Here is a 24,381-nt window from a genome sequence, read left to right on the forward strand (position 1 = left end):
GTCAAGTGGTTGGCCAAGTGTGAGGGTTTATGCAGAAATAAGCTGTTGCCCCGCCTCACACGCATCATTACTGCGAACAGCCTTGCTGCCCTCCATCCGGACCTTGCCCTCTGCCAGAAGCTTGAGAGTTAGGGGGTAGAGTTGGTGTTCCACAGTCAGAACGCGAGCGGCGAGTGCATCTGCATCATCACCTGCCAGAACCGGCACCGCCGCCTGGCCGATGACCGGGCCTTCATCCATGCCTTCGGTGACGAAATGGACGGTGCAGCCGGTGATCTTCATGCCGCTTTCGATGGCGCGTTCATGGGTGTGAAGGCCGGGGAAGAGGGGCAGGAGCGATGGGTGGATGTTGATGATGCGGCCTGCATAAGGGGCGATGAAATCGCCCGAGATGAGGCGCATGTAGCCTGCAAGGCAGATGATGTCGGGGGCGATTTCGCCAAGCGCCGCCAGAATGGAGGCTTCGTGTTCTGCCTTGCTGGAATAGGTCTTGCGTTCAAAAATGAGCGTCGGAATGCCGAGGCTCTGTGCTTTCGCCAGTCCGCCAGCCGTTGCCTTGTCAGAAATCACGCAGGCGATTTCCGCCGGAAAATCCGGTGCCTGACAGGCCTGCGCCAGCGCCATCATGTTGGAGCCGCTGCCGGAGATGAAAACGACGACGCGCTTGCGTGCGGTGCTCATAGGGCGAGCGTGCCCTTGTAGATCGTGCCATGCCCGTCTTCCGCACGCGCAACCATGCGGCCCAATGCAAAGACGGTCTCGCCTTCGGCGGTCAGGGCGTCGGTAACCTTCTCAGCATTCTCAGCGGAGACCACGACAATCATGCCGACGCCGCAGTTGAAGGTGCGCAGCATTTCGTTGGGCGCAACGCCCCCAGTCTTGGCCAACCATGAGAAGACGGCGGGAACCTTGATGGCGTCGAGGTCGATTTCAGCGGCCAGATGCTTCGGCAGAACGCGCGGAATGTTTTCCGGAAAGCCGCCGCCGGTAATATGCGCAAGCGCCTTCAAAGCGCTGGTCTCGCGAATGGCCTTCAGAAGCGGCTTTACATAGATACGTGTCGGCGTCAGCAGGGCCTCGCCCAGCTTCTTGCCATCGGCAAAGGGGGCTGGGGCGTCCCAGTCGAGACCGGACAACGAGACGATCTTGCGAACGAGCGAAAAACCGTTGGAGTGAACACCGGAGGATGAGAGGCCTAGAATGACATCGCCTTCGGCAATGTCGCCCGCAGGCAAAAGCTGGCCGCGTTCTGCGGCACCCACGGCAAAGCCTGCCAGGTCGTAATCACCATCCGAATACATGCCCGGCATTTCGGCGGTTTCACCACCGATCAGCGCACAACCGGATTCGCGGCAGCCTGCGGCAATGCCGGTGACGATAGCGGCACCCTGATCCGGGTCGAGCTTGCCGGTCGCAAAGTAGTCGAGGAAGAAGAGCGGTTCTGCACCCTGCACCACGAGATCGTTGACGCACATGGCAACGAGGTCGATGCCGACGGTGTCGTGATAATTCGCGTCAATGGCGATCTTCAGCTTGGTGCCGACGCCGTCATTGGCGGCCACCAGAACCGGGTCGGTGAAGCCAGCGGCTTTCAGATCGAACAGGCCGCCGAAGCCACCGATTTCACCATCCGCACCGGGGCGGCGGGTGGAGCGCACGGCTGGCTTGATCTTCTCGACCATCAGGTTTCCGGCGTCGATATCCACGCCTGCATCGCTGTAGGTAAGACCGTTCTTGCCCGACTGGCTCATGGCTCTCGTCTCCACTGGTTCCGTTTGGCGTCGCCATTCGCATGAGACGGGTGACGATGCAAGTATGGGCGCGGTAAAACTCATGTTTTTCACGCCTTTTGGCTGTTTTAGCCGTATTGTTATGGGAAAGGTCAGCCGTGACGAATTTGGCAACGGTGCCACACTTGACCAGTCCGGTCCACGCATCCTATCTCCTAACCACGGCGTTATGAGTTCAGGCGCTCAAAGGAGCAGACGATGCAACCACATATCAGAGGCATGAATCTGAGACGCCAGATCTTTTTCTGGCTGGGTGCGCTCGTCATCTTCATCCTGTTTTTGATGGTGTTCAGCTCCATTTTGCTGCCCTTCGTTGCTGGCATGGCGCTCGCCTATTTCCTCGATCCTATCGCGGATTGGCTGGAGCGGCGTGGTCTGAGCCGGATGATGGCGAGCGTGATGATCCTCGTCTCCTTCGTGCTGCTGTTTGCGCTGTCGCTCATCATTATTATCCCCCTGATCGTCGCTCAGGCTTCGGAATTCATCAGCCGTATTCCGCAATATATCTCGTCTCTTCAGCAACTCATTGCAGGTGCGGACACCAATATTCTGCCGGGCTGGGTCAGTTCGCAGATCGACACCGTGAAGGAAAACTTCTCCAAGCTGCTGACAGAGGGCGCTGGCTTTATCGGCACCTTGCTGACGCAAATCTGGAATTCCGGCAAGTCGCTGGTGGACGTCATTTCGCTTCTGGTGGTGACACCGGTTGTGGCCTTCTATCTGTTGCTGGACTGGGACCGGATGATCGAAAAGGTTGACAGCTGGATACCGCGGGACCATGTGGCAACAGTTCGCCAGATCGCTCGCGATATGGACAGTACCATTGCCGGCTTTATTCGCGGGCAGGGTTCGCTTTGCATCATCCTAGGCGTTTATTACGCCGTCGGGCTGTCGCTTGTGGGTCTGAATTTTGGCCTTCTGATCGGCTTTTTTGCGGGTGCAATCAGTTTTATTCCCTATATTGGCTCCATGGTTGGCCTGGTGCTTGCCGTTGGCGTGGCACTGGTGCAGTTCTGGCCGAACTACGTGGATGTCATTCTCGTGCTGGCGGTCTTTTTCTCTGGTCAGTTTTTGGAAGGCAACATATTGCAGCCGAAACTGGTCGGCAGCAGCGTCGGGCTTCACCCCGTTTGGTTGATGTTTGCGTTGTTTGCATTTGGCGTGTTGTTTGGCTTCGTCGGCCTTATGGTCGCGGTGCCTGCGGCAGCCGCAGTGGGCGTGCTTGTCCGGTTTGCGCTGTCGCGCTATCTTGATAGCGATCTTTACCATGGTCGTGCCGCCAATCTTCCTTGGGACCCTGAAGAGTCCCAGCTAGAGGCTTTGCCGCCGAAAAAGATCGATTCTCAGAGCTGACAGATGACGGATAACAACAAACCCGGTGGCGCACGGTCCAAGGCCGAGCAGTTGCCGCTTGCCTTTTCCCACCAGACGGCGACGGGCCGTGAGGATTTGCTGGTGGCGGCACCTTTGGATGCTGCCGTGAGCATCGTGGATGAGTGGCCGCGCTGGCCGTCGCCGGTCGTTATTCTGGTTGGGCCGCAGGGCTCGGGCAAATCCCATCTCGCCAGCATCTGGAAAAACACCAGCGGTGCCGCAGAGATTAAGCCTTCGCGGGGCAGCCAGGCTGCGCGGTCGGCGGAAAACGGCTCCGTTTTGTTCGAAGATGCCGACAGAAACGGCTTTGATGACACCGAGCTTTTCCACGTCATCAACAGCGTGCGTGAAAACGGCACCTCGCTTCTCATTACCACGCGGCAATGGCCCGCGGCATGGCCGGTGACGTTGCCGGATCTGCGCTCGCGCCTCAAGGCGGCAACGGTGGTGGAAATTGGCGAGCCGGACGAGGATTTGCTGGGGCAGGTGCTGATGAAGCTCTTTGCCGACCGCCAGCTTTACATGGATGACAAACTTGTCAGCTATATCGTTGCAAGGATGGAGCGCTCCTTGAATACGGCGCAGACGATTGTCGAAAGACTGGATCGGCTGGGACTGTCGAGAGGAACGCGCATCAGCCGGGCAATGGCAGCGGAAGTGCTGACGGAGCTTGGTGGCGACCCGGACGAGGATTGACTGTCACAGTTCCGTCGTCAAACTGTTATACGGGCATGAGGGCATCGAAACGGTTTGGTCTATCCGATGCTTCAACAAAAACAGGGCGGTGCGGGCTTTCATGGTTCTGCATGCCGGTCTGAATATTTAAAGGGTGGATTGTTTGATGGACTCGGTGATGCAGGAACATATCGAAGAGGGCAGCAAGACGGCACCGGAGGTGCAAGACCTCTGGGATAGCCCGACGCGCTTCGTAAACCGCGAATTCTCCTGGTTGCAGTTCAACCGTCGTGTTCTGGAAGAAACGCTGAACACCGACCACCCCTTGCTGGAGCGCCTGCGCTTCCTGTCGATTTCCGCCGCCAACCTCGATGAGTTCTTCATGGTCCGCGTCGCCGGTCTGGAAGGACAGGTCCGCCAGTCCATCACCGTGAAGACGCCTGATGGCAAGACGCCAGCCGAGCAGCTCGAGGAAATCCTCAAAGAGATCGACAATCTCCAGATGGAGCAGCAGGCATCGCTGGCCGTTCTGCAGCAATATCTCGCCAAGGAAGATATTTACATCGTTCGCCCGGCATCGCTGTCGGATGAGGATCGCGTCTGGCTGGAAAACGAATTCGAAGCGCTGATCTTCCCGGTGCTGACGCCGCTTTCCATCGATCCCGCGCATCCATTCCCCTTCATTCCCAACCTCGGCTTCTCCATGGGTCTGCAGCTGGATAGCGTCAACGGCCGCGAGCCAATGACTGCGCTGCTGCGCCTGCCGCCCGCGCTGGACCGTTTCGTGCGCCTGCCGGATGACAAGACTGCGATCCGTTACATCACGCTTGAAGATGTCGTCGGCCTGTTCATTCACCGGCTTTACCCCGGTTATACCGTGCGTGGCTTCGGTACGTTCCGTATCATCCGTGACAGCGATATCGAGCTTGAAGAAGAAGCCGAAGATCTGGTCCGTTATTTCGAGAGCGCGCTGAAGCGCCGCCGTCGCGGTTCGGTCATCCGTATTGAAACCGATAGCGAAATGCCGCCATCGCTGCGCCAGTTCGTGGTGCATGAGTTGGGCGTGCCGGATAACCGGGTTGCCGTTCTGCCCGGCCTGCTGGCGCTGAATACGATTTCTGAAATCGTCAAGGCACCGCGCGATGACCTGAAGTTCGAGCCCTACAATGCCCGTTTCCCGGAGCGCGTGCGTGAACATGCGGGCGATTGCCTTGCTGCCATTCGCGAAAAGGACATGGTGGTTCACCACCCCTATGAAAGTTTCGACGTGGTTGCGCAGTTCCTGCATCAGGCCGCGCGTGACCCTAACGTGCTTGCCATCAAGCAGACGCTCTATCGCACCTCCAATGACAGCCCGATCGTGCGTGCGCTGATCGATGCTGCCGATGCCGGTAAGTCGGTGACGGCGCTGGTGGAGCTGAAGGCGCGTTTCGACGAAGAGGCGAATATTCGCTGGGCGCGCGATCTGGAACGCGCTGGCGTGCAGGTCGTGTTCGGCTTCATCGAGTTGAAGACGCACTCCAAGATGTCGATGGTCGTGCGCCGTGAAGACGGCAAGCTGCGGACCTACTGCCACCTCGGCACCGGTAACTACCATCCGGTGACGGCGAAGATTTACACCGACCTGTCCTTCTTCACCTGCAATCCAAAGATTGCGCATGATATGGCCAATATCTTCAACTTCATCACCGGTTACGGTGAGCCGGAAGAGGGGATGAAGCTGGCGGTTTCGCCTTACACGCTGCGCGCACGCATTCTCAAGCACATCCATGATGAGATCGAGCATGCCAAGGCGGGTGCCCCGGCTGCCATCTGGATGAAGATGAATTCGCTGGTCGACCCTGAGATCATCGATGCGCTTTATCGTGCGAGCGAAGCAGGCGTCGAGATCGATCTGGTGATCCGCGGCATTTGCTGTCTGCGTCCGCAGGTGCCAGGCCTGTCCGACAATATCCGCGTCAAATCCATCGTCGGTCGCTTCCTGGAACACAGCCGAATCTTCTGCTTCGGCAACGGTTATGGCCTGCCATCCGACAAGGCGCTGGTCTATATCGGCTCTGCCGACATGATGCCGCGAAACCTGGATCGTCGCGTGGAAACCATGGTTCCTTTGGTCAACCCAACCGTGCATGAACAGGTTCTTTCACAGATCATGCTAGGCAATCTCATTGACAACCAGCAGAGCTACGAGATACTTCCGGACGGTACGTCCAGGCGCATCGAGGTGCGCAAGGGTGAGGAACCGTTCAACGCGCAGCACTATTTCATGACCAACCCGAGCCTTTCCGGACGTGGTGAAGCCTTGAAATCCAGTGCGCCTAAACTGATTGCTGGGTTGATATCATCCCGCAAGAAACAGGCTGAATGACAAGATCAGAAGCACAGGGGCGGCTGTCAGGCATTGCCCCCGTTTCCGTCATAGATATCGGCTCGAACTCTGTTCGCCTCGTTGTATATGAAGGTCTCTCGCGCGCCCCTGCGGTGCTGTTCAATGAAAAAGTATTGTGTGGGCTGGGCAAGGGTCTGGCTCTGACCGGCCGTATGGATGAAGAAGGCGTGCGCCGTGCGCTGACCGCACTGCGCCGCTTTCACGCGCTGTCTGAGCAGGCGCAGGCACATAAGCTTTATGTGCTGGCCACCGCTGCCGCGCGTGAGGCTGAAAACGGACCCGATTTCATTCGCGAAGCAGAAGCCATTCTCGGCTGCGAGATCGAGGTTCTCTCCGGTGAAAAGGAAGCGCTTTATTCCGCCTATGGCGTGATCAGCGGTTTTCATGATCCTGATGGCATCGCGGGCGATCTGGGTGGTGGCTCGCTGGAACTCATCGACGTCAAGGGCGGAGACTGCGGCACCGGCATAACCTTGCCGCTCGGAGGCCTTCGACTTTTCGAGCAATCCGGCGGCTCGCTGGACAAGGCCACGAGCTACGCGAAGAAACAGGTCAAAGGCGCCAAGCTTCTATCGAAGGGCGAGGGCCGCACTTTTTATGCCGTGGGCGGCACATGGCGCAACATCGCCAAGCTGCACATGGAAATCACCAATTACCCCTTGCATATGATGCAGGGTTACGAAGTACCGCTCGCGGAAATGCTGAGCTTCCTCGAAGAGGTCATCGCCTCGAAGGACAGCAAGGACCCGGCCTGGCAGGCCGTTTCCAAAAACCGCCGCTCACTGCTTCCCTTCGGCGCTATCGCTTTGCGCGAAGTGCTGGAAGTCATGAAGCCCGCCCGGATCGCCTTTTCGGCGCAGGGTGTTCGTGAAGGCTATCTCTACTCCCTTTTGTCGGAAACCGAACGCGAGAGCGATCCGTTGCTGGTCGCTGCCGACGAGTTGGCGATTTTGCGCGCTCGCTCGCCGGAGCATGCACGCGAGCTTGCCGACTGGAGCGGTCGCGTTTTCCCGGTCTTCGGTATAGAAGAAACGCCGGAAGAGAGCCGTTACCGGCAGGCAGCCTGCCTCGTGGCGGATATCAGCTGGCGCGCTCATCCCGATTATCGCGGCTTGCAGGCGCTCAACATCATCGCCCACTCGTCCTTCGTGGCCATTACCCACCCGGGCCGCGCCTATATTGCGCTGGCCAATTATTATCGCTTCGAAGGTCTGAACGATAACGGCATGACGGACGGTCTGGCCAAGATCGCCACGCCGCGCATGATGGAGCTTGCGAAACTGCTGGGCGGCCTGTTGCGCGTGGCCTATCTCTTCTCGGCATCCATGCCGGGCGTTGTGGACCACCTGCGCTTCCGCAAGTCCGAAAATCCCGATTACGATCTGGAATTCGTGGTGCCGCACGACTATTGCGATTTCGCCGGTGAACGCCTGGAAGGGCGGCTTCAGCAATTGTCGAAGCTGACGGGCAAGAAGCTGGCTTTCGTGTTCGAGTAGTACGAAGTTCACGTGCTAATGGGCTTTTTGCTACTGATCTCGAAGTAGGGGGAAGGCCTTTGGTGCTCACCAGTAAGATTGTCGCCTATGATAGCAATTGGATTGGTCTTTTCGCTGTCGAAAAAGAGCGCGTCACGCATAGCTTTGGCGATGAACTGGTCGAGATTTATCATGTAGGCAGCACGGCTGTTCCGGGCTTGGCCGCAAAACCTGAGATCGATTTGTTGGTGGAAGTTTCAGAGCACCGAAATCAATCCGCCTGTGATGCAGCCATGCAAAACCTGGGTTATGTGCGTGGAAAAAACCTCTCAGACGATCACCATTTTTACCGACGTGACGTGCATGGGGTTCGCACACATAAGGTGCATGTTTGTGTCAGCGGTCACTGGCAGATTGCTCGAATGCTACGCTTCCGCGATCTTTTGAGGAATGATCCTGATGTTCGTCAGCAATATCAGGAGTTGAAGCTTCAGCTCGAAGCCAGCAACCGGGAAGGTATTGGCGAATACCTTGCGCAGAAAGCGCCCTTTATCGACGCCTTGATCGGGCCAAAACCCTTCGCTCGGCAGCAATTGTAACCGGCATCATGATGCAGAAGAACGCCCGGCCAAAAACCGGGCGTTCCTTTCGAATACGAAAGGCAGCTTGCCTTACTTCGCGTCCAGCAGGTCCTTCACCTCAAGCAGAACGAATTCATTGTCGTCTGCCTTGTCCAGTGCGCGGCCTGCGGAGAAGGGCAGGTTGTTGTCGTTGCCGACGATGATATGCGTGGCATCGACGCGATCGACATTTTCGATGGTGACGAAAGGCATCGTGTAGACGCCATTATCGTTGCCCTGCTTTGCCTTCTTGTCGGGGTCCGCAATCTTCATCAGGTCGATGTAGCCGATCTTGCGGGCGGCTTTGCCGACATTGGCGTCGTTGAATTCGATCTTGTAGATGCGCTTCAACTTGGCGGGAACCGCAAAGCAGTTGGCTTCCGGCTTCTTCGGGTCGGCGCAGGCCTTGTCGGCGGTTCCGGCGCCATTGTCGCGCTCGATGACCAGAGCGGTGCTGTCATCCAGCATGTTGAAGTCACCAATGGCTTCGCCGGTTTCCGCCAGCGGGTAGAGCCATGTGCGGTCCGTCCAACTCTTGGAGGCGACATCGAGTTCGATGATGCGCAGGCCGGTTGCGCCGTCTTCGGTCTTTTCGACCTGACCTTCGGCATTATAGAGCGGGCCTTCCAGAAGACCGTAAAGCTTGGAGCCATCCTTGGACATTGCCAGGCCTTCATAGCCGCCGGAACGCTTCAGGTTGAAGGCAGGCAGTTTCTGCGTCGGGTTGCCGGGCAGTGTCAGAGCCGGATGGTCAGGCGACTTGACGTCGATCTCGCCAGCCTTTGTTGCGACCACATCGGTCAACTTGCCGTCACGGGTGAATTTCAGGATATAAGGGCCGAATTCTTCGCCAACCCAGAAACCGTCAGCAACCGGCTGGATGGATTCGACGTCGAAATCTGCGCCGGTCAGATAGCGCTTGTCGGAACCTTCCATGACGATGGGGAAGGGTGCCTTCTTGTCCGGGTCGGACAGGAATACGGTTTCAAGCGCGTTGACCTTGCCTGCATCCCACTCGAACTTCAGGTGGTGCAGCATCAGCATCGAGTCGCTGGAATTGGTCTTCGAGCCGAAACCATTGTCGGAAAGGCTCCAGAACGTGCCGTCTTCCATGGTCTTGATGCCGGAAAAGCCCTGCATGGCCTGACCTGCGAAAGGCATGGAAAGACCCGTCATGCGGACGCCATCCTTGCCGGGAACGGTGCCGAGGCCTTCGGCCCGCTTGCGATCCGCAGTCGTGAACTTGGCGGACGTCTTGAGGTGTTCCGGTGCGTCTGATGGTGCTGGAATGATGGTGTTTGCGGGAAGCACAGCCTGAGAAACGAGCTTTGCGGGAAACTCCTTTTCCGCGGCAAAAGCTGAAATGGTGCCGAGGGCAAGAATTGCGGCGGAGGCGAGGAGGGTCTTTTTCATGAAACACCTGTCGGTTTGCATCTGTAACGCAGGACCGTTAGGCAGACTTCATGACAGGGGCGTAATGTAGCGTTGACGGTTTGATGAAATCTTTTCAGACCGCAGCTGGCTGGCGGCTGAGTGCGCAGACGCCGAGCGTCTGCCCGCGACCCTTCACGGCATGTTCGCCCAGATATTCGCTTTTCACACCCTTCGGCAACAGCAGCTGATGGGCCAGATCTGACGAAATGAGAACGGGATGGCCGAGCATTTTGCTCAGCGATTCCAGCCGGGCGGTGGTGTTTACCGTATCGCCGAAATAGGTGATCTTGTGGTGATCGACCCCGATTTCCGCCGTGATGACCGGCCCGCCGTGGATGGCAAAGCGCAGCTTCGGCACGGTGCCGAAGCGGGACAGCCATTCGGCACGGTTGTTTTCTATTGTCGTCAGAATATCGAAGACACAGTTGATGCAGGCAGCACGGCGAATGGCCTGATGGTAGGGCCATGTGATGATAGCCGCGTCACCGATATAGTCATCGATCACCCCGCCATGGCGCCGCACGGGCCCGGCATAGGTCGAAAACAACTCGCCCAGATATTCCTGCGCTCTGAGATCGCCATGGGTTTCGGCAAAGGATGTCGATCCGACCAGATCGATGAAGAGGAAGACGCGCTCCTCACTGACCGGGCGGCGGTAACGACCGAGAATGAGGTCGATGAAAATATCGCGGCCCAGAAGTTCGCGCACGCGCATGATGAAGACGATGATGGCGCAGACACCGAGTGTGAAGAGAAGCGTCTGCATTTCCGCATGCACGGCGCGTCGCCAGCTGACGGGAAAAATGCCGGTCGCCCACAAAATCGTGCCACCGAGACCGAAACCGCAAAAGACCAGAATGGCATAGACGATGAGACCGATGGAAATATAGGCCGGTGTCGGCAGCATGCTGATGCGGCGCGCAAGCCCCGGCATGATGTAACCGCGCTCGAAGGCCAGAATGGGTGCGCAGGCAAACAGGGCATAGGTGGCACCAATCAGCGCCCCGCCACCATATTCCAGAAATGCATAGGCCACGCCGCTGCCGGCAACTGCCAGAAACAGCACGACATAGTCCAGCATTGCGAGAATTTTTCTCATGTCTGCTCTTTGCTTGCAATGCGGTTGATAAGGACACCGCGATCCACCGTGATTCCCGCCGGTTGCGACTTTATTGTGGAAGGCGCGGGTCAAAAAGTGATGTTTCGGTAATGTAAGACCAATGGCCGCAGCTGTGGCCGACTTGCATCGGTCACGGTCTACGGCATCAACTGGTTGATCATAAGGCCGATCTACGGTGCCCGCTCTTTAAGGCAGAGCTAGGCTTGTTGCGGCAGTTCCAGTGCTTCGACCTTCTTGCCAGCAAAACGAAGCGCCACTTCACCGCGGATCAGCTTCAAGGCCGGTTCACCGAAAAGGTCGCGACGCCAGCCGGAAAGGGCAGGGACTTCGGCATTCTCGCCTTCGGAGGCAATCTTGTCGAGATCGTCGCTGTTGGCGATGACCTTGGCGGCGACGCCGTGCTTGTCAGCGGTCAGCTTCAGCAAAACCTTGAGAAGTTCGACCGCAGCACCGTTGCCTTCCGGGGAATGGCTCTGGCGTGGCGGGTGCGGCATATCGGCTTTGGGCAAGGCAAGCGCGGCATTGACGGTTTCGATGATGGCATTGCCGGAGGTCGAGCGCTCCCAGCCTTTGGGAATGGTGCGCAGGCGCGACAGTGCGTCGGCATCTTTCGGCTGCTGCTGGGCAATCTCGAAAATCGCATCGTCCTTCAACACGCGCGAGCGCGGCACATTGCGCGAACGTGCTTCACGCTCCCGCCATGCGGCGACGAATTTGAGGATGGCGAGTTCCGTCGGCTTGCGCAGGCGCGATTTCAGTCTCAGCCAGGCATCATCAGGATGCATGTCGTAGGTTTCAACGGACTCGAGAATGTCCATCTCTTCCTTCAGCCAGGAAGAACGGCCTTCGCGTTCCAGCTGGGCTTTCAGCGCCAGATAGACATCGCGCAGATGGGTCACGTCGGCCAGCGCGTAATCCAGCTGCTTTTCAGTCAGCGGACGGCGGCTCCAGTCGGTGAAGCGCGAGGATTTGTCGATCTGGACATTCTTGATCTTCTGCACGAGCTGATCGTAGGAGATCGAGTCACCGAAGCCGCAGACCATCGCTGCAACCTGCGTATCGAAGATGGGGTGTGGGATGAGACCGCCCAGATGGTGGACGATTTCGATGTCCTGACGCGCGGCATGAAAGACCTTGATGACACTGGTATCGGCCATCAGCTCGAACAGCGGTGTCAGATCGATATCTTTGGCAAGGGGATCGACCAGTACTTCCAGCGTCGGGCTTGCCATTTGAACCAGACACAGCTGAGGCCAGAAAGTCGTTTCGCGCAGAAATTCCGTATCGATGGTGATGAAATCGGATTTCGCCAGTTCCTTGCAGGCTTCGGCGAGTGCTGTAGTCGTCTCTATCATTGTTTTTTTGCCGCTCATGGAAAGTATCAAACTTACTTTCCCTTTGAAGCGCCCATGTCAATACAATGGCGGCTGTTCTTGGGTCTCTGTCCCATCTTTCCAGGGTATATGAGAGTGTTATCAGTCTTTTTTATTCTGATCGGACGGTGGAGGGGCCGCCAGCTTGCTGAAATAGGCGGACGTGCGCAAAAGCGCGCGGAAGCGCCAGTTTCGCTCTTCCGGCGGCACCGCAGCCCGCACGGTCAGCCGGTAAATCGTGTAGATCATGAAGACGATCTGTATCGCAGCCGTATAGGCAAACAGCGCTCTTGGGCCGAAAATTTGCATGAAGACCGAAGCCAGCAGCGGTCCCACCGTGGCACCCAGCGACCAGAAGAACAGAAGCCCCGCCGACATCATGGCATGCTCCCCATCCTTGGCGTGGTCGTTGCCGTGGGCGGAGCTGAGCGAATAAAGCGGCAGTGCGAAGGCACCGAAAATGAACACGCCGATGACGTTTCTGAGTTCATCGCTTCCGGCAAAGAAGGACAGGAACAGTCCGGTGATGACGGAACCGGCCGTGGTGGCGAGGATAATGATGCGGCGGTCGTAACGGTCGGAATAGACGCCGAGCGGATATTGCAACACGACGCCTCCGATGATGCCCGCGCTCATGAAGGTCGCAATCGAAGTGACGGAGAGGCCGATCTGTTCGGCATAGATGGGGCCGATGTTGCGGAAGGCCGACATGCTGAGACCCACCGCGATACAGCCAATGACCGCCAGCGGCGATATGCGCCACACGGCGAAGAGATCGAACGGCACCTGCTTCGGCGGCGCGGGGTTGGATTTATCCGCAAGCGAGATCGGTACCAGCGAGAGCGTCAGCGCCATGGCAATCAGCGAGAAGATTGCAGGCCCCTCGATGCCGACAGCCGGAATGACATATTGCGCCAGCGTCACCGATCCCAGATCGACAAAGCGATAGATGGATAGCGTCCGCGCCCGGTTGGAATTCGTCACCTGCGCGTTGATCCAGCTTTCGATGGTGGCGAAGAGACACGCGACGGCTACGCCGATGATGAAGCGCATCGCAAACCAGAAGAACGGATTGGTAATCAAAACCATGGTGATGGAAGCAGCGGATGCGATAGCGGCCATGGCGGCGAAGACACGGATATGGCCGATCTGCCGAAGAAGGCGCGTGACGTTGACGCATCCAAGCGCAAAGCCCAGACTGTAACCGGCGCTGATGAGGCCGATGGTGCTGGCCGAAAATCCCTCCGACAATCCGCGCAGCGCAATGAAGGTGCCTTGCAGGCCATTTCCGCCGATCAGAATACCTGCGGTCAGCAGCAGCGGAAAAAGAGGTCGTAACTGGCTCATGCGTCACACATCGCGTGTCTGGAGGGCGTTTGAGAAGGCTGCACCATGGATAACCGATTCTTTGCCGTCAAATACGCCTAAAGGCGGCGCAATACGGGACAATATTGCGCTTTGCCTTGACAAATCAGGCAGGCCATGCGCTTTTCCGCCCGATTTAGAATATGCGATCCATGTGCTGATCGCCGCTATGTTTCAGGATAACAAAATGCATCGTTACCGCAGCCACACCTGTGCCGCTCTCCGCAAGTCGCATGTCGGCGAGACCGTCCGTCTCTCCGGCTGGGTTCACCGCGTACGAGATCATGGCGGCGTTCTCTTCATCGACCTTCGCGACCATTATGGCATCACCCAGGTGGTAGCAGACCCGGATAGCCCGGCTTTCAAGACGGCTGAAGTGGTTCGTGGTGAGTGGGTCATCCGCATCGACGGTCTGGTCAAGGCCCGTTCGGAAGACACGGTCAACAAGACCATGGCGACGGGCGAAATCGAGCTTTACGCGCAGGAAATCGAAGTGTTGGCCGCTTCCAAGGAATTGCCGCTGCCGGTCTTCGGCGAGCCTGATTATCCCGAAGACGTGCGCCTGAAGTACCGCTTCCTCGACCTGCGCCGCGATACGCTACACAAGAACATCGTCAAGCGCACGCAGATCATCTCCGATATGCGTCGCCGCATGGGCGATATCGGCTTTGCCGAATATTCCACGCCGATTCTCACGGCCTCTTCGCCAGAAGGTGCACGCGACTTCCTCGTGCCGAGCCGTATCCACGAAGGCAAGTTCTTCGCGCTGCCGCAGGCACCGCAGCAGTACAAGCAGCTTCTGATGGTTGCCGGTTTCGACCGTTACTTCCAGATCGCACCGTGCTTCCGTGATGAAGACCCGCGCGCAGACCGTCTGCCCGGCGAATTCTACCAGCTCGACCTCGAAATGAGCTTCGTGACGCAGGAAGACGTCTGGGAAACCATGGAGCCCGTCATTCGCGGCGTGTTCGAGCAGTTTGCCGAAGGCAAGCCTGTCACCCAGAACTTCCGCCGCATTGCCTATGACGATTCGATCCGCACCTACGGTTCCGACAAGCCGGACCTGCGTAACCCGATTGAAATGCAGGCCGTGACAGACCATTTCGCCGGTTCCGGCTTCAAGGTCTTCGCAAACATGATCGCGTCCAACCCGAAGGTCGAAGTCTGGGCTGTTCCGGCCAAGACCGGTGGCTCCAGAGCATTCTGCGACCGCATGAATGCGTGGGCTCAAGGCCAGGGCCAGCCTGGCCTCGGCTACATCTTCTGGAAGGAAGAGGACGGCAAGGTCGTCGGCTCCGGTCCGCTTGCCAAGAACATTGGCGAAGAACGCACCGAAGCGCTTCGCGTCCAGCTTGGTCTGGAAGCAGGCGATGCGTCCTTCTTCGTGGCCGGTGATCCTGCCAAGTTCTACAAGTTTGCAGGCGAAGCCCGCACCCGCGCAGGCGAGGAACTGAACCTCGTTGACCGCGACCGTTTCGAGCTGTGCTGGATCGTCGACTTCCCGTTCTTCGAATACAACGAAGAAGAAAAGAAGATCGACTTCGCCCACAACCCGTTCTCCATGCCGCAGGGCGGAATGGACGCGCTTGAGAATCAGGACCCGCTGACGATCAAGGCCTACCAGTACGACATGGTCTGCAACGGCTACGAAATCGCCTCCGGCTCCATCCGTAACCAGTCGCCTGAACTGATGGTCAAGGCGTTCGAGAAGGTTGGTCTGAGCCAGCAGGACGTGGAGGATCGCTTCGGTGGCCTCTACCGCGCCTTCCAGTACGGCGCACCTCCGCATGGCGGCATGGCCGCTGGTGTGGACCGCGTGGTGATGTTGCTGACAGGCACGAAGAACCTGCGCGAAATCACGCTGTTCCCGATGAACCAGCAGGCACAGGATCTGCTGATGAACGCACCGGCACCCGCCACGCCAACGCAGCTTCGCGAACTGGCACTGCGCGTCGTGCCGACGCCGAAGAAGGATTAATCGCGTTGCTCTGAGCAACTCGGTAGTGTGTTTATCGAAGGCGGTGGCTCAGGCTACCGCCTTTGTTTTTTATCAGACGTAATCCAGGCCCATCTGAAACTGGATTTTTGCAACTAAAATTCCTCTGGATGCTTTATGGTTGTGCCTCCATCGTTATTGGAGAACGTCAACATGGCCAAAGCCAAGAAAAAGCGGCTGCCTGAAAATTATCAAGATTTACTAAAAAATGCAAATCACGAAGACATAAAAGCGGTTTTCCTGACCTGCGATGTCAATGCACGCGGCGGTGCCTTCAAGCGTACTGCGTTGGCCTTCAATGAATTGCCAGACGACGTTGCAAGATGGTTGGTCGAGCAGGGAGCAGATATTTCCGCAGTCGATAACCACGGCGCGACACCGCTACATTCCCGCGCCGGGCACTGGCAGGGTAGGATAGAGGGCTTGCTTGCGTTGGGCGCCGATGTTCAAAGTGTGGACAGCAAGGGCAATACGCCTTTGCATCACGCAGCGCGAGTTGGAAACGTTCGAGCGGCTGGCACCTTGATCCAGCATGGAGCCAGTGTCGACAGCGTCAATTACCAAAAGCTGACACCGCTAGCATGGGCGCTTTCTCATTGCAGCAACGCTACCATTCAAAAAACGGTCGATATCTCAGAGCTCTTGCTGAATACGCAATCGCCCCAACAGAAAGGGATTGCGACATTTTTCTCGCGTCTGGTACCAAAACGGAAAAGCCCTGATCAACAAGGGTGGTCAGATTTACAGACGCAAGTTCGGCGTATTGGCCAAAACTTTGAGTTTCACCGCGAGAATTATAACCCTGATAGCGTGGAGTCGGCCAGCGCGGCGCTTGATAAGCTCTACGCTCTTTTCAACGTCCAACCCGTCCCACGGCGTGCTATGCACGACGGTGTCAGTCCCATTATTGCGCATTCTACCACTTGGCCAGATCAACATCAGGAGTTGTGGGAGTTACTGGTACCGTCTAGTGGGTCAGCCAAGAGCGTTCAAGGCGAGGTCATAAGGATCTCAGGCCGTATTAGCCGCGAGCTTGATGGTAATGGCGGCATAAATTGGGATCACGACTTCAAAATGATGGCAGACGCGCTTTTGGGTCATCTTGCTTCGGCGACTTCTCTACCCGACGAAGAGTTGCAGGAAGCCAAGAAAATCATAAGCGAAGTTAAGCGCAAATATGGAGATACGCAGCGCTTGTCAGAGCTGGCTGTAGAGTGGGTCACGTTAAACCCAAAACCTATTTCGCTTCCAACACCGGCCTATCAAAGGTAAACATCCGCCTGCAACGAGCTCTGCAGGCGGATTTCGCTTTAAAGTAATCTACGGCTCAAAACTACTCGTTTGCCGTAACCGTTACACCCAGAACCTGGGGAATGGTGTTCGGCGCGCCCATGGCCGCACCCATGATCATGGGGAAGGGGACGGGCTTTGCCGGTTCGGCAGAGATGGTGAAGTTCTTGGGATCATCAATATAGGCGTTCACGGCTGCGGAGACTGCGTTTTGCAGTTCCGGTACGTTCAGCTGCGCCATCATCAACGGCACCATGCCCTTGATGGTCTGCGACAGCTGCTCGCCCGTCATGTTCTGTTCGCCAGCCGCATAGTCGATGGCGCGCTTGGTGATGCTGGCATCTTCGAAGCTGATTTCCGCGCTGATGAAGCTCAGCTGCTGGACAAGACCGAGCATGGCGAGACCCGCTGCCTGATCCGCCTGTTCCTTGTTGGGGTTGGCGGCCTGTGCCTTGACGGCTTCCTGCATGGACTTGATGAAGTTCAGCGTATAGCCGGAGAAGCTGAAGGCCATGTTGAGGCGGCCGACATCCTTGAGGTCGATGGCATATTCATCGACCGTCAACGTGCCTGGCGCGAGTTCCCAGGAACCATTCATGGTCAGGTCGCCGGTCAGCGTCTGCACCTGCAGCTTGTCGATGGCGTCCTTGGTCTTGGGGTCGGTCACGCCGCTGAGATCGGCCTTGAATCCATTGGCGTTGAGATCGAAGCTGACGGTGCCTTCATCTTCGCTCTTGCTGATCGTCGTGGTGGTTTCCGCAACCGAGAAGCTTTCCTTCTCACCCATCTTGACGGTGACAGGGCCGCTATGGGCCTCTTCGTAGAACAGCATCGAATCCAGTTTGCCGGTGGTGGTATCGGCAGGGACGGTCACTCCGGTCATGTAGATATCGCTGGCATCGACGGCGATGCCTTCCTGCGCGAACTTGATGTTGTCGAAGCTCATCTTTTCAATGGTGTAGCCACCGTTGTTTTCTTCGACGCCATCCAGCGTAACATTACCGACCGGAATTTTCTGCGAAGGATCGGCTGCTGTGCCAAACGTCACACCGCTCAGCGTGACCGTGCTGCCATCGACCGCAATCGATTTTGCTTCGACAGCCGCGCCCTGTACGCTGTAGGCCGCGTTGATCTTCTTCAGCACATCTGCGCCGTCGAGTGCGAAGGCCGGTGATGCAAATGCAAACGCCGCAGCGTTGGCAAACAGAAACTGCCGGGTGGATTGAAGTCTCATTCTGTCTCTTCCCTCGTAGGTATGAAAAACTGGCGATCGACAACTGGATTTGTGCATTTATATCCGGGGCATAGCACCCGTATATTCCATTCGTAGTTTGTAACGAATGGCTGAATTGCGGCATAAAAACAAGATTAACGAAAAATATACGTTTGGCCACCGTCATCCACAGCGGAAAAGTCCTGATTCCTTGCTGGAAATCGGCATTTCCGCTAGTCAAGCAGCATGGGAAAAAATCTTCTTCCTCCGTCCGGCGGAGACGACGACAACGTATTGCCGATTGACCTCAAGGCCGCGCTTGAAGAGCGCTATCTGGCCTATGCGCTATCGACCATCATGCACCGTGCGCTGCCGGATGTGCGCGACGGCCTCAAGCCCGTGCATCGCCGCATCATTCACGCCATGAGCGAGATGGGCATTCGCCCCAACTCGGCCTTCAAGAAATGCGCGCGTATTGTCGGTGACGTCATCGGTAAGTTCCACCCGCATGGCGACCAGTCGGTTTATGATGCGCTGGTGCGTCTGGCGCAGGATTTCTCGCAGCGTTACCCCATCGTGGACGGCCAGGGCAACTTCGGCAACATCGATGGCGATGGCGCCGCGGCCTATCGTTACACCGAAGCGCGCATGACCGAAGTGGCGGCCCTGCTGCTGGAAGGCATAGAGCAGGACGCCGTCGATTTTCGTCCGACCTATAACGAGGAAGACGAAGAGCCGGTCGTCATGCCCGGCGCGTTTCCCAATCTTCTGGCAAACGGCACCTCCGGCATCGCTGTTGGCATGGCCACCAGCATTCCGCCGCACAACGCCCATGAGCTGTGCGATGCGGCGCTGCGGCTGATCAAGAACCCCGATGCGACCGTCGAGGATCTGATGTTCGACCCGGCGCATCCCGAGCGGGGCGGCATCGAGGGGCCGGACCTTCCCACAGGCGGCATCATCACCGAAAGCCGCGAAAGCATGCTGGAGGCGTATCGCACCGGCCGCGGCGGCTTCCGCGTGCGGGCAAAGTGGATCGTTGAAGACCTCGGCCGTGGCGGTTACCAGATCGTCATCACCGAAATTCCCTATCAGGTGCAGAAATCGCGCCTGATCGAAAAGATTGCCGAGCTGCTTCTGGCGCGCAAACTGCCGCTGCTGGAAGATGTGCGCGATGAATCCGCCGAAGACGTTCGCGTGGTTCTGGTGCCGAAAAACCGCACCGTCGATGCCACACTGCTGATGGAATCGCTTTTCCGCCTGTCGGACCTCGAAAGCCGCATTCCGCTCAACATGAACGTTCTGTCCATGGGCCGTATTCCCAAGGTCATGGCGCTGAACGAAGTGTTGAAGGAATGGCTGGACCACCGCCGCGACGTGCTGGTGCGCCGCTCTCGCTTCCGCCTTGCCGCCATCGACAGACGCCTGGAAATTCTGGGCGGCTTGCTGGTTGCCTATCTCAACATTGATGAGGTCATTCGCATCATCCGCGAAGAGGATGAGCCGAAGCCTGTGATGATGGAGAAGTGGGGGCTGACCGATATTCAGGTCGAAGCCATTCTCAACATGCGTCTGCGCGCCTTGCGCAAGCTTGAAGAAATCGAAATCCGCACGGAATTCGATGGCCTGAGCAGCGAGAAGGCGGAGATCGAATCGCTTCTCGCGTCCACCGAAAAGCAGTGGCAGACCATCGCCTGGGAAATCGGCGAGACGAAGAAGAAATACGCCAAGGCCACCAAGCTGGGCGAGCGCCGCACGCAGTTTGCCGATGCGCCGACCGCCGATATGGACGCCATTCAGCAGGCGATGATCGAGAAAGAACCGGTTACCATCGTCATCTCGCAAAAGGGATGGATCAGGGCGCTGAAGGGTCACATGACCGATACTTCGGCGCTGACCTTCAAGGAAGGGGATGGCCCCAAGCTTGCCTTCCCGGCCCAGACCACGGACAAGCTGCTGCTAGTGACGACAGGCGGTAAGGCCTACACGCTGGGCGCAGACAAGCTGCCGGGCGGACGCGGCCATGGCGAGCCGGTGCGCATCATGGTGGATATGGAGAACGATCAGGACATCCTGACCGCCTTCGTGCATGACGCATCGCGCAAGCTGCTGCTCGTCTCGACAGCTGGCAACGGCTTCGTTGTGGCGGAAACGGAAATGGTCGCTAATACCCGCAAGGGCAAGCAGATCATGAACGTCTCCATGCCGGATGAGATGAAGCTGGTCGTGCCTGTCAGCGGTGACCACATTGCCGTGGTTGGCGAAAACCGCAAGATGCTGACCTTCCCGATGGCACAGGTGCCGGAAATGTCACGCGGCAAGGGCGTGCGCCTGCAACGCTACAAGGACGGCGGTATTTCGGACGTCAAATGCTTTGCACTGGCAACGGGCCTCACATGGGAAGACAGCGCCGGTCGCTCCTTCTCCAAGGTGGGTGACGAGCTGCTGGAATGGATGGCCGACCGCGCAACAGCCGGACGCACTGTGCCGAAGGGTTTCCCCCGCAGCGGTAAGTTCGGCGGGTAAGCGTTCATAGAGGGCGGAGGGCTTCGAACCTCTCTCCTTCGTCGTCCTCGCCATATGCCGAGGATTTGGCCACATCATTCCCAAGGCACAACGTGGCAACTATCCTCCATAGGCTCTGCGCTGCCATAAAAGCTCAAACAAAAAGCCCACCGACAATTGGACTGGCCAACTGTCGGTGGGCTTGAAGACTGACGGACATTAGCCGCCTGTCTGGATGGATCAATCGTCCAGCTTGTCGTAGTCCAGCTTCGGAGCGTTCGTAAGCGCGTCCTTCGTTGTGTCTACATAGGCCTTCCATGTGCCGTTATCGTTGTTGATGGCAACGGAAGCGGGGTCGAGAACGACATAGCTCTTGTCGATACCCAGGAAGCCGCCAACGCTGGCAACCAGACCGATCACCGACTTGCCATCGCCAATCACGACATCTTCGATTTCACCGATATTTTCGTTCTGCGCATTGTAGATATCCAGACCTTCAAGCTGCGACGCCGTGAGGTCTGTTTTCTGCACGTTGACGAACTTCAAAGGGCCATTTGCCTTGGTGCCCATGGTGATGCCCGGACCCGACAATGTTGCATCCGCGCCAGAAGCCGCAGTGGCGGCTGGAGCCGGTGTCGACGTCTGCGCATAAACAGCGGAGGCGGACAGAACTGCGGCGGCAGCGAGTGCGAAAACCTTGTTTTTCATAATGTTTCTTCCCTTTCAGTATCGGACACGGTGTCCGGGGGAAGAACGGGCTGGGGTGGGTTTGGTTCCGTGTATTACATACTTCAATTACTGCAATCTTATATCAACTTATGGGTTTTTCTTTAGAAAATTCTCGTTATGTTTGAACTAGGGTAACATTTGGGATGTGGGGAAGCTCGTTGAACGACAACGATAATCAAATCGATGTGGCGGTAATCGGATACGCTCGTGTGTTGGGAGGGGTCATCTCTTTTAAAGACGCAGGTATCGCCAATATTAATGACACTTACCGTGGACAGATTTATACCGAGGACCATGGTACGGAATTTGCTATAATCAAAGACCTACACGCACGCGAACTGGCGAATGAAGTTATCGCAGCATTGTTGGCCAGGATGTTAGGATTACCTGTACCTCGCGCGTACATAGCACTGGCGCCTTTTAGCGACCTTGAGATAAAATGTGCACCTTCAACAGAGCACGGTCATTTGTTGTTTGCCAGTGTAGATGTAGGAGCGCCATCAGTCGCCACCATAGTTAAAAAGGATGGATTTTCTGGTTCATCGATTCGTAGAATCATCGATCTTTTATTAAAGGGTGATTTGTGTGGTGTGTATGAATTCGATACTTGGAGCGCAAATACGGATCGCCACCCGGGTAATCTACTTATCTCTGGTGCTGGCACTTACTGGATGATTGATCACGGGTTTTGTTTTTCGGGGCCAAGTTGGACCGCTGCGGATTTAGAGTACTCTGTGACGTTCAAAAATCGACTTAAGGAGTGGGTAACGCCCTTCCTAACAAAAGACGAAATCAATGTTTTATTGGCAGCTGTCGGAAAAATCAGTGACAGTGCACGAAGAATAAATATTCACGAAGTGGGTATAAAAAGTCATATTCCAGCCTTGATAGGCGACGACGATTTTGAAACCATGAAAAAATTTCTTAATGATCGTATTCCTGATGTGCCTCGATTGACTGCTGACGCGCTGGGACAACTGATATGAAAAACTTCTCCAACATACTATTTCCGGAACCAAACGCTGGTTTTATACGGGCGAAGCGTACCTCCGTGTTGTTTAACCCAATTATTGGCTCCTCTGAACAATTTATAGTCGGTGTGATCGCCTGTGATGAAAATTCATCGTATCTTGCTCGAGCAAACAAATTAGATAAGCTAACCTGTTTTTATGGAGAGCAAGCTGCTGGCGCAATCTTTGGAATAGAGCTATCGCTTGATGAACTCGCCCTCGCTCTCGAGGCCGACGGGTCGCTCAATTTATTTGATTACGAGCCAGCGGTTTCAGGGCTGAAAATCGGTAGCCAGCAAGAGGTTGAAGGCGTGTCTTTGCGTGACATTGCTAACTCTTGGATGGCGAGTATGTCATCTCTGTTCGTCCATGAAGATGGGCGAGTGGTCACGTCACCAAATTCGGACTTTGAAGACTCGCAGGCCAATGATCGAGCATCTGACAGATTAGGCCAGTTATTGCTGGAATACATCGTTGCACGCCGGCCTAAACTCAAAAATGCGTTTAGCAACGAAATACGTTCCAATTCTCGCAGAAGACGAGGAAGTGCTCACGGTGTTTTTATCGATTTTGCAGGAGCTAAAATTGTTGCGAATTTCGGTATCTTGTCGACTAGCAATTACAGTGGATCAATAGACAGAATTAAAAGAAGAATGTGGGACCTGAAAGTCTTCAGAGATGACGAAAATTCAAGTCTGTTAGCAAGGCAGCATGAGATGATCGTGCAACATCCGTCCGCAAACGATCCCAGTGTGAGTCAAAGACAGTTAGATAAAATCATGGAAAGTATTCATGATCTTGAAAAACAAGCTGACCAAGAAGAAATACGGTTTAGGCCAATGGAAACAGTCGAGCAAATTGGTGAGCATCTGATGACAAGGGAAGCTGCCTAATGGATTGTTCACTATCAGATGGCTGCCTGAGCATTGGACGCTGTAGATTTTTATTCAATCAACATGCGGTTTAATGTTTTTAGAGTTATCATCCCATTCCCCATCCACAAACTTCAGCGCATCAATAATCGACACCTTCCACACGGCCCAAACATGGTCCCCATCCGTAATCCGCAGTTCGGATTTGCGGTTGTCGGCTTGCAGGGTTTCGTGGAGGGCGACAGCGCCGCGCCATAGGGAGAAGCCGTCATCGTCGCCGACGGTGAGATAGGTGGCTGGCAGGTCCTGCGCTTCGGCGACGTGTTGGGCGACTGTCGTGAAGACGTTCTTTTCGTTGAACAGTCTTGCATCGAAGGGTGTGCCGAAGGCGCCGGAGAAGTGGTCGCCGGTGGAGGGCAGGACGATGCCGCTGGTGACGGTGGTGCGGTCGAGGCGGTGGAAGAAGGCGCTGTCCTGAATGAGTTTCAGCTCGGCGGGCGTCTTGTCCAGATCGGAGGCGGGCACGTTCTGCCAGATTGCGCCGGAAAGGCTGGCGACGGCAGCGTAGAGGTCCTCATGGGAATAGGCCAGATGCAGCGCGCCGAAGCCACCCATGGAAAGCCCGATGATGGCGCGGCCAGCGCGATCCTTACGGACTGGCATTGTGTTTTCCACCTGCCTGCGCAAATCCACCGTTAGCGCCGTCTCGTAATCACCGGGGCCGCCCACCGCGCTCGAATCCACATACCAGCTGTTCTTCACGCCCGGCATCACCACCACCAGCGGGCGGATGGTGCCTGCCGCAATCATCGCGTCCAGTGTCTTTTCGATGTTGCCCAGATCACGCCAACTGTTCTGATCGCCATCATGCCCGTGCAGCAGATACAAAACCGGCCAGCCATTCTGGGGCGGATCGCCATCCGGGCGGTAGATGTTGACCGACAGATCGGCATTCAGGGCATTGCTATGAAAGGTCGCATCCTTGAGAGAACCAGCGACACCGCCGCCAGCCGTCAAGATAAACAACAAGAGCGATGTTGTGATGATCTTTGCGCGCATTGTTTCCTGGCTCCCTCTGCCGGTTGCAATGTTTCGACAACGCGCGTTTTCGCGTGAGGTTCCGCAGGGATGGGGTCGGATTCGCCGGGAGG

The 24,381-nt window shown here is 56.6% G+C and carries 19 protein-coding genes; 10 read left to right on the forward strand and 9 right to left on the reverse strand.

Annotated elements, in window-relative coordinates; translation table 11 throughout:
- Nucleotides 1-27 precede the first annotated feature (27 nt).
- Together purN and purM are read right to left on the reverse strand one after the other, a co-directional pair.
- Nucleotides 28-681, reverse strand: coding sequence for a phosphoribosylglycinamide formyltransferase (gene purN, locus AC27VJ_RS05260; RefSeq protein ID WP_488683076.1), 654 nt, complete (start codon nucleotides 679-681; stop codon nucleotides 28-30).
- The gene (gene purM / locus AC27VJ_RS05265; protein WP_488683077.1) at nucleotides 678-1,751 is read right to left on the reverse strand and encodes a phosphoribosylformylglycinamidine cyclo-ligase; all 1,074 of its coding nucleotides are present in this window, start codon (nucleotides 1,749-1,751) and stop codon (nucleotides 678-680) included. The genes purN and purM overlap by 4 nt, the downstream gene beginning before the upstream one ends.
- Before the next feature lie 237 nt (nucleotides 1,752-1,988).
- Between purM and AC27VJ_RS05270 the strand changes: the two genes are divergently transcribed.
- The 5 genes from AC27VJ_RS05270 (at nucleotide 1,989) to AC27VJ_RS05290 (ending at nucleotide 8,302) form a co-directional block, all read left to right on the forward strand.
- Nucleotides 1,989-3,143, forward strand: coding sequence for an AI-2E family transporter (locus tag AC27VJ_RS05270; RefSeq protein ID WP_353576406.1), 1,155 nt, complete (start codon nucleotides 1,989-1,991; stop codon nucleotides 3,141-3,143).
- Between the two features lie 3 nt (nucleotides 3,144-3,146).
- Nucleotides 3,147-3,860 (forward strand): DnaA regulatory inactivator HdaA, encoded by a 714-nt coding sequence (gene hdaA, locus AC27VJ_RS05275; RefSeq protein ID WP_488683078.1) that lies wholly within the window; start codon nucleotides 3,147-3,149, stop codon nucleotides 3,858-3,860.
- Between the two features lie 145 nt (nucleotides 3,861-4,005).
- A complete protein-coding gene (locus AC27VJ_RS05280) occupies nucleotides 4,006-6,207 on the forward strand; it encodes an RNA degradosome polyphosphate kinase (RefSeq protein WP_113086902.1) in 2,202 nt (733 codons plus the stop codon).
- Nucleotides 6,204-7,724 (forward strand): exopolyphosphatase, encoded by a 1,521-nt coding sequence (gene ppx, locus AC27VJ_RS05285; protein WP_488683079.1) that lies wholly within the window; start codon nucleotides 6,204-6,206, stop codon nucleotides 7,722-7,724. Before AC27VJ_RS05280 ends, ppx begins: the two co-directional genes overlap by 4 nt.
- Before the next feature lie 62 nt (nucleotides 7,725-7,786).
- Nucleotides 7,787-8,302: a GrpB family protein gene (locus AC27VJ_RS05290; protein WP_488683080.1), complete on the forward strand. Its 516-nt coding sequence runs from the start codon at nucleotides 7,787-7,789 to the stop codon at nucleotides 8,300-8,302.
- A gap of 72 nt (nucleotides 8,303-8,374) precedes the next feature.
- Here AC27VJ_RS05290 and AC27VJ_RS05295 read toward each other — a convergent pair whose 3' ends face one another.
- From AC27VJ_RS05295 to AC27VJ_RS05310, 4 genes are all read right to left on the reverse strand, one after another.
- On the reverse strand, nucleotides 8,375-9,736 hold the full coding sequence (locus AC27VJ_RS05295) for an esterase-like activity of phytase family protein (RefSeq protein WP_488683081.1): 1,362 nt from the start codon (nucleotides 9,734-9,736) through the stop codon (nucleotides 8,375-8,377).
- Between the two features lie 94 nt (nucleotides 9,737-9,830).
- Nucleotides 9,831-10,856: an adenylate/guanylate cyclase domain-containing protein gene (locus AC27VJ_RS05300; protein ID WP_488683082.1), complete on the reverse strand. Its 1,026-nt coding sequence runs from the start codon at nucleotides 10,854-10,856 to the stop codon at nucleotides 9,831-9,833.
- A gap of 218 nt (nucleotides 10,857-11,074) precedes the next feature.
- Nucleotides 11,075-12,232 carry a ribonuclease D gene (rnd, locus tag AC27VJ_RS05305; protein ID WP_488683198.1) on the reverse strand — a complete coding sequence of 386 codons (1,158 nt, stop codon included), beginning with the start codon at nucleotides 12,230-12,232 and terminating at the stop codon, nucleotides 11,075-11,077.
- 120 nt (nucleotides 12,233-12,352) lie between these two features.
- Nucleotides 12,353-13,597: an MFS transporter gene (locus AC27VJ_RS05310; protein ID WP_488683083.1), complete on the reverse strand. Its 1,245-nt coding sequence runs from the start codon at nucleotides 13,595-13,597 to the stop codon at nucleotides 12,353-12,355.
- Nucleotides 13,598-13,802: 205 nt separating this feature from the next.
- Between AC27VJ_RS05310 and aspS the strand changes: the two genes are divergently transcribed.
- Together aspS and AC27VJ_RS05320 are read left to right on the forward strand one after the other, a co-directional pair.
- On the forward strand, nucleotides 13,803-15,593 hold the full coding sequence (aspS, locus tag AC27VJ_RS05315; protein WP_488683084.1) for an aspartate--tRNA ligase: 1,791 nt from the start codon (nucleotides 13,803-13,805) through the stop codon (nucleotides 15,591-15,593).
- Nucleotides 15,594-15,764: 171 nt separating this feature from the next.
- Nucleotides 15,765-16,883 carry an ankyrin repeat domain-containing protein gene (locus AC27VJ_RS05320; RefSeq protein ID WP_488683085.1) on the forward strand — a complete coding sequence of 373 codons (1,119 nt, stop codon included), beginning with the start codon at nucleotides 15,765-15,767 and terminating at the stop codon, nucleotides 16,881-16,883.
- Nucleotides 16,884-16,944: 61 nt separating this feature from the next.
- Here the strand turns inward: AC27VJ_RS05320 and AC27VJ_RS05325 are convergent, their stop codons facing one another.
- Complete coding sequence (locus AC27VJ_RS05325; protein ID WP_488683087.1) at nucleotides 16,945-18,135, reverse strand: hypothetical protein; 1,191 nt, start codon at nucleotides 18,133-18,135, stop codon at nucleotides 16,945-16,947.
- Nucleotides 18,136-18,360: 225 nt separating this feature from the next.
- On the opposite strand from AC27VJ_RS05325, the gene parC reads away from it, so the two are divergent.
- A complete protein-coding gene (gene parC / locus AC27VJ_RS05330) occupies nucleotides 18,361-20,640 on the forward strand; it encodes a DNA topoisomerase IV subunit A (RefSeq protein ID WP_488683088.1) in 2,280 nt (759 codons plus the stop codon).
- Nucleotides 20,641-20,859: 219 nt separating this feature from the next.
- Here the strand turns inward: parC and AC27VJ_RS05335 are convergent, their stop codons facing one another.
- On the reverse strand, nucleotides 20,860-21,327 hold the full coding sequence (locus tag AC27VJ_RS05335; RefSeq protein WP_488683089.1) for a PRC-barrel domain-containing protein: 468 nt from the start codon (nucleotides 21,325-21,327) through the stop codon (nucleotides 20,860-20,862).
- A gap of 179 nt (nucleotides 21,328-21,506) precedes the next feature.
- Here AC27VJ_RS05335 and AC27VJ_RS05340 point away from each other — a divergent pair, with 179 nt between their 5' ends.
- Together AC27VJ_RS05340 and AC27VJ_RS05345 are read left to right on the forward strand one after the other, a co-directional pair.
- The gene (locus AC27VJ_RS05340) at nucleotides 21,507-22,334 is read left to right on the forward strand and encodes a HipA family kinase (protein ID WP_488683090.1); all 828 of its coding nucleotides are present in this window, start codon (nucleotides 21,507-21,509) and stop codon (nucleotides 22,332-22,334) included.
- A complete protein-coding gene (locus AC27VJ_RS05345) occupies nucleotides 22,331-23,251 on the forward strand; it encodes a hypothetical protein (RefSeq protein WP_488683091.1) in 921 nt (306 codons plus the stop codon). Before AC27VJ_RS05340 ends, AC27VJ_RS05345 begins: the two co-directional genes overlap by 4 nt.
- A 54-nt stretch (nucleotides 23,252-23,305) precedes the next feature.
- On the opposite strand, the gene AC27VJ_RS05350 is transcribed toward AC27VJ_RS05345, so the two are convergent.
- Nucleotides 23,306-24,289: an alpha/beta hydrolase gene (locus tag AC27VJ_RS05350; RefSeq protein WP_488683092.1), complete on the reverse strand. Its 984-nt coding sequence runs from the start codon at nucleotides 24,287-24,289 to the stop codon at nucleotides 23,306-23,308.
- Nucleotides 24,290-24,381 lie beyond the last annotated feature (92 nt).

This window comes from Agrobacterium sp. 20P9.1.2 (assembly GCF_057799395.1).

Bases quoted from the DNA above. Each gene is read 5' to 3' on its own strand.
- AC27VJ_RS05345 (WP_488683091.1), top strand. From the start codon at position 22,331: ATGAAAAACTTCTCCAACATACTATTTCCGGAACCAAACGCTGGTTTT.
- rnd (WP_488683198.1), bottom strand. From the start codon at position 12,232: ATGATAGAGACGACTACAGCACTCGCCGAAGCCTGCAAGGAACTGGCG.
- aspS (WP_488683084.1), top strand. From the start codon at position 13,803: ATGCATCGTTACCGCAGCCACACCTGTGCCGCTCTCCGCAAGTCGCAT.
- purN (WP_488683076.1), bottom strand. From the start codon at position 681: ATGAGCACCGCACGCAAGCGCGTCGTCGTTTTCATCTCCGGCAGCGGC.
- ppx (WP_488683079.1), top strand. From the start codon at position 6,204: ATGACAAGATCAGAAGCACAGGGGCGGCTGTCAGGCATTGCCCCCGTT.
- AC27VJ_RS05320 (WP_488683085.1), top strand. From the start codon at position 15,765: ATGGCCAAAGCCAAGAAAAAGCGGCTGCCTGAAAATTATCAAGATTTA.
- parC (WP_488683088.1), top strand. From the start codon at position 18,361: ATGGGAAAAAATCTTCTTCCTCCGTCCGGCGGAGACGACGACAACGTA.
- AC27VJ_RS05335 (WP_488683089.1), bottom strand. From the start codon at position 21,327: ATGAAAAACAAGGTTTTCGCACTCGCTGCCGCCGCAGTTCTGTCCGCC.
- AC27VJ_RS05270 (WP_353576406.1), top strand. From the start codon at position 1,989: ATGCAACCACATATCAGAGGCATGAATCTGAGACGCCAGATCTTTTTC.
- AC27VJ_RS05310 (WP_488683083.1), bottom strand. From the start codon at position 13,597: ATGAGCCAGTTACGACCTCTTTTTCCGCTGCTGCTGACCGCAGGTATT.
- hdaA (WP_488683078.1), top strand. From the start codon at position 3,147: ATGACGGATAACAACAAACCCGGTGGCGCACGGTCCAAGGCCGAGCAG.
- AC27VJ_RS05350 (WP_488683092.1), bottom strand. From the start codon at position 24,289: ATGCGCGCAAAGATCATCACAACATCGCTCTTGTTGTTTATCTTGACG.
- AC27VJ_RS05295 (WP_488683081.1), bottom strand. From the start codon at position 9,736: ATGAAAAAGACCCTCCTCGCCTCCGCCGCAATTCTTGCCCTCGGCACC.
- AC27VJ_RS05325 (WP_488683087.1), bottom strand. From the start codon at position 18,135: ATGAGACTTCAATCCACCCGGCAGTTTCTGTTTGCCAACGCTGCGGCG.
- AC27VJ_RS05280 (WP_113086902.1), top strand. From the start codon at position 4,006: ATGGACTCGGTGATGCAGGAACATATCGAAGAGGGCAGCAAGACGGCA.
- purM (WP_488683077.1), bottom strand. From the start codon at position 1,751: ATGAGCCAGTCGGGCAAGAACGGTCTTACCTACAGCGATGCAGGCGTG.
- AC27VJ_RS05300 (WP_488683082.1), bottom strand. From the start codon at position 10,856: ATGAGAAAAATTCTCGCAATGCTGGACTATGTCGTGCTGTTTCTGGCA.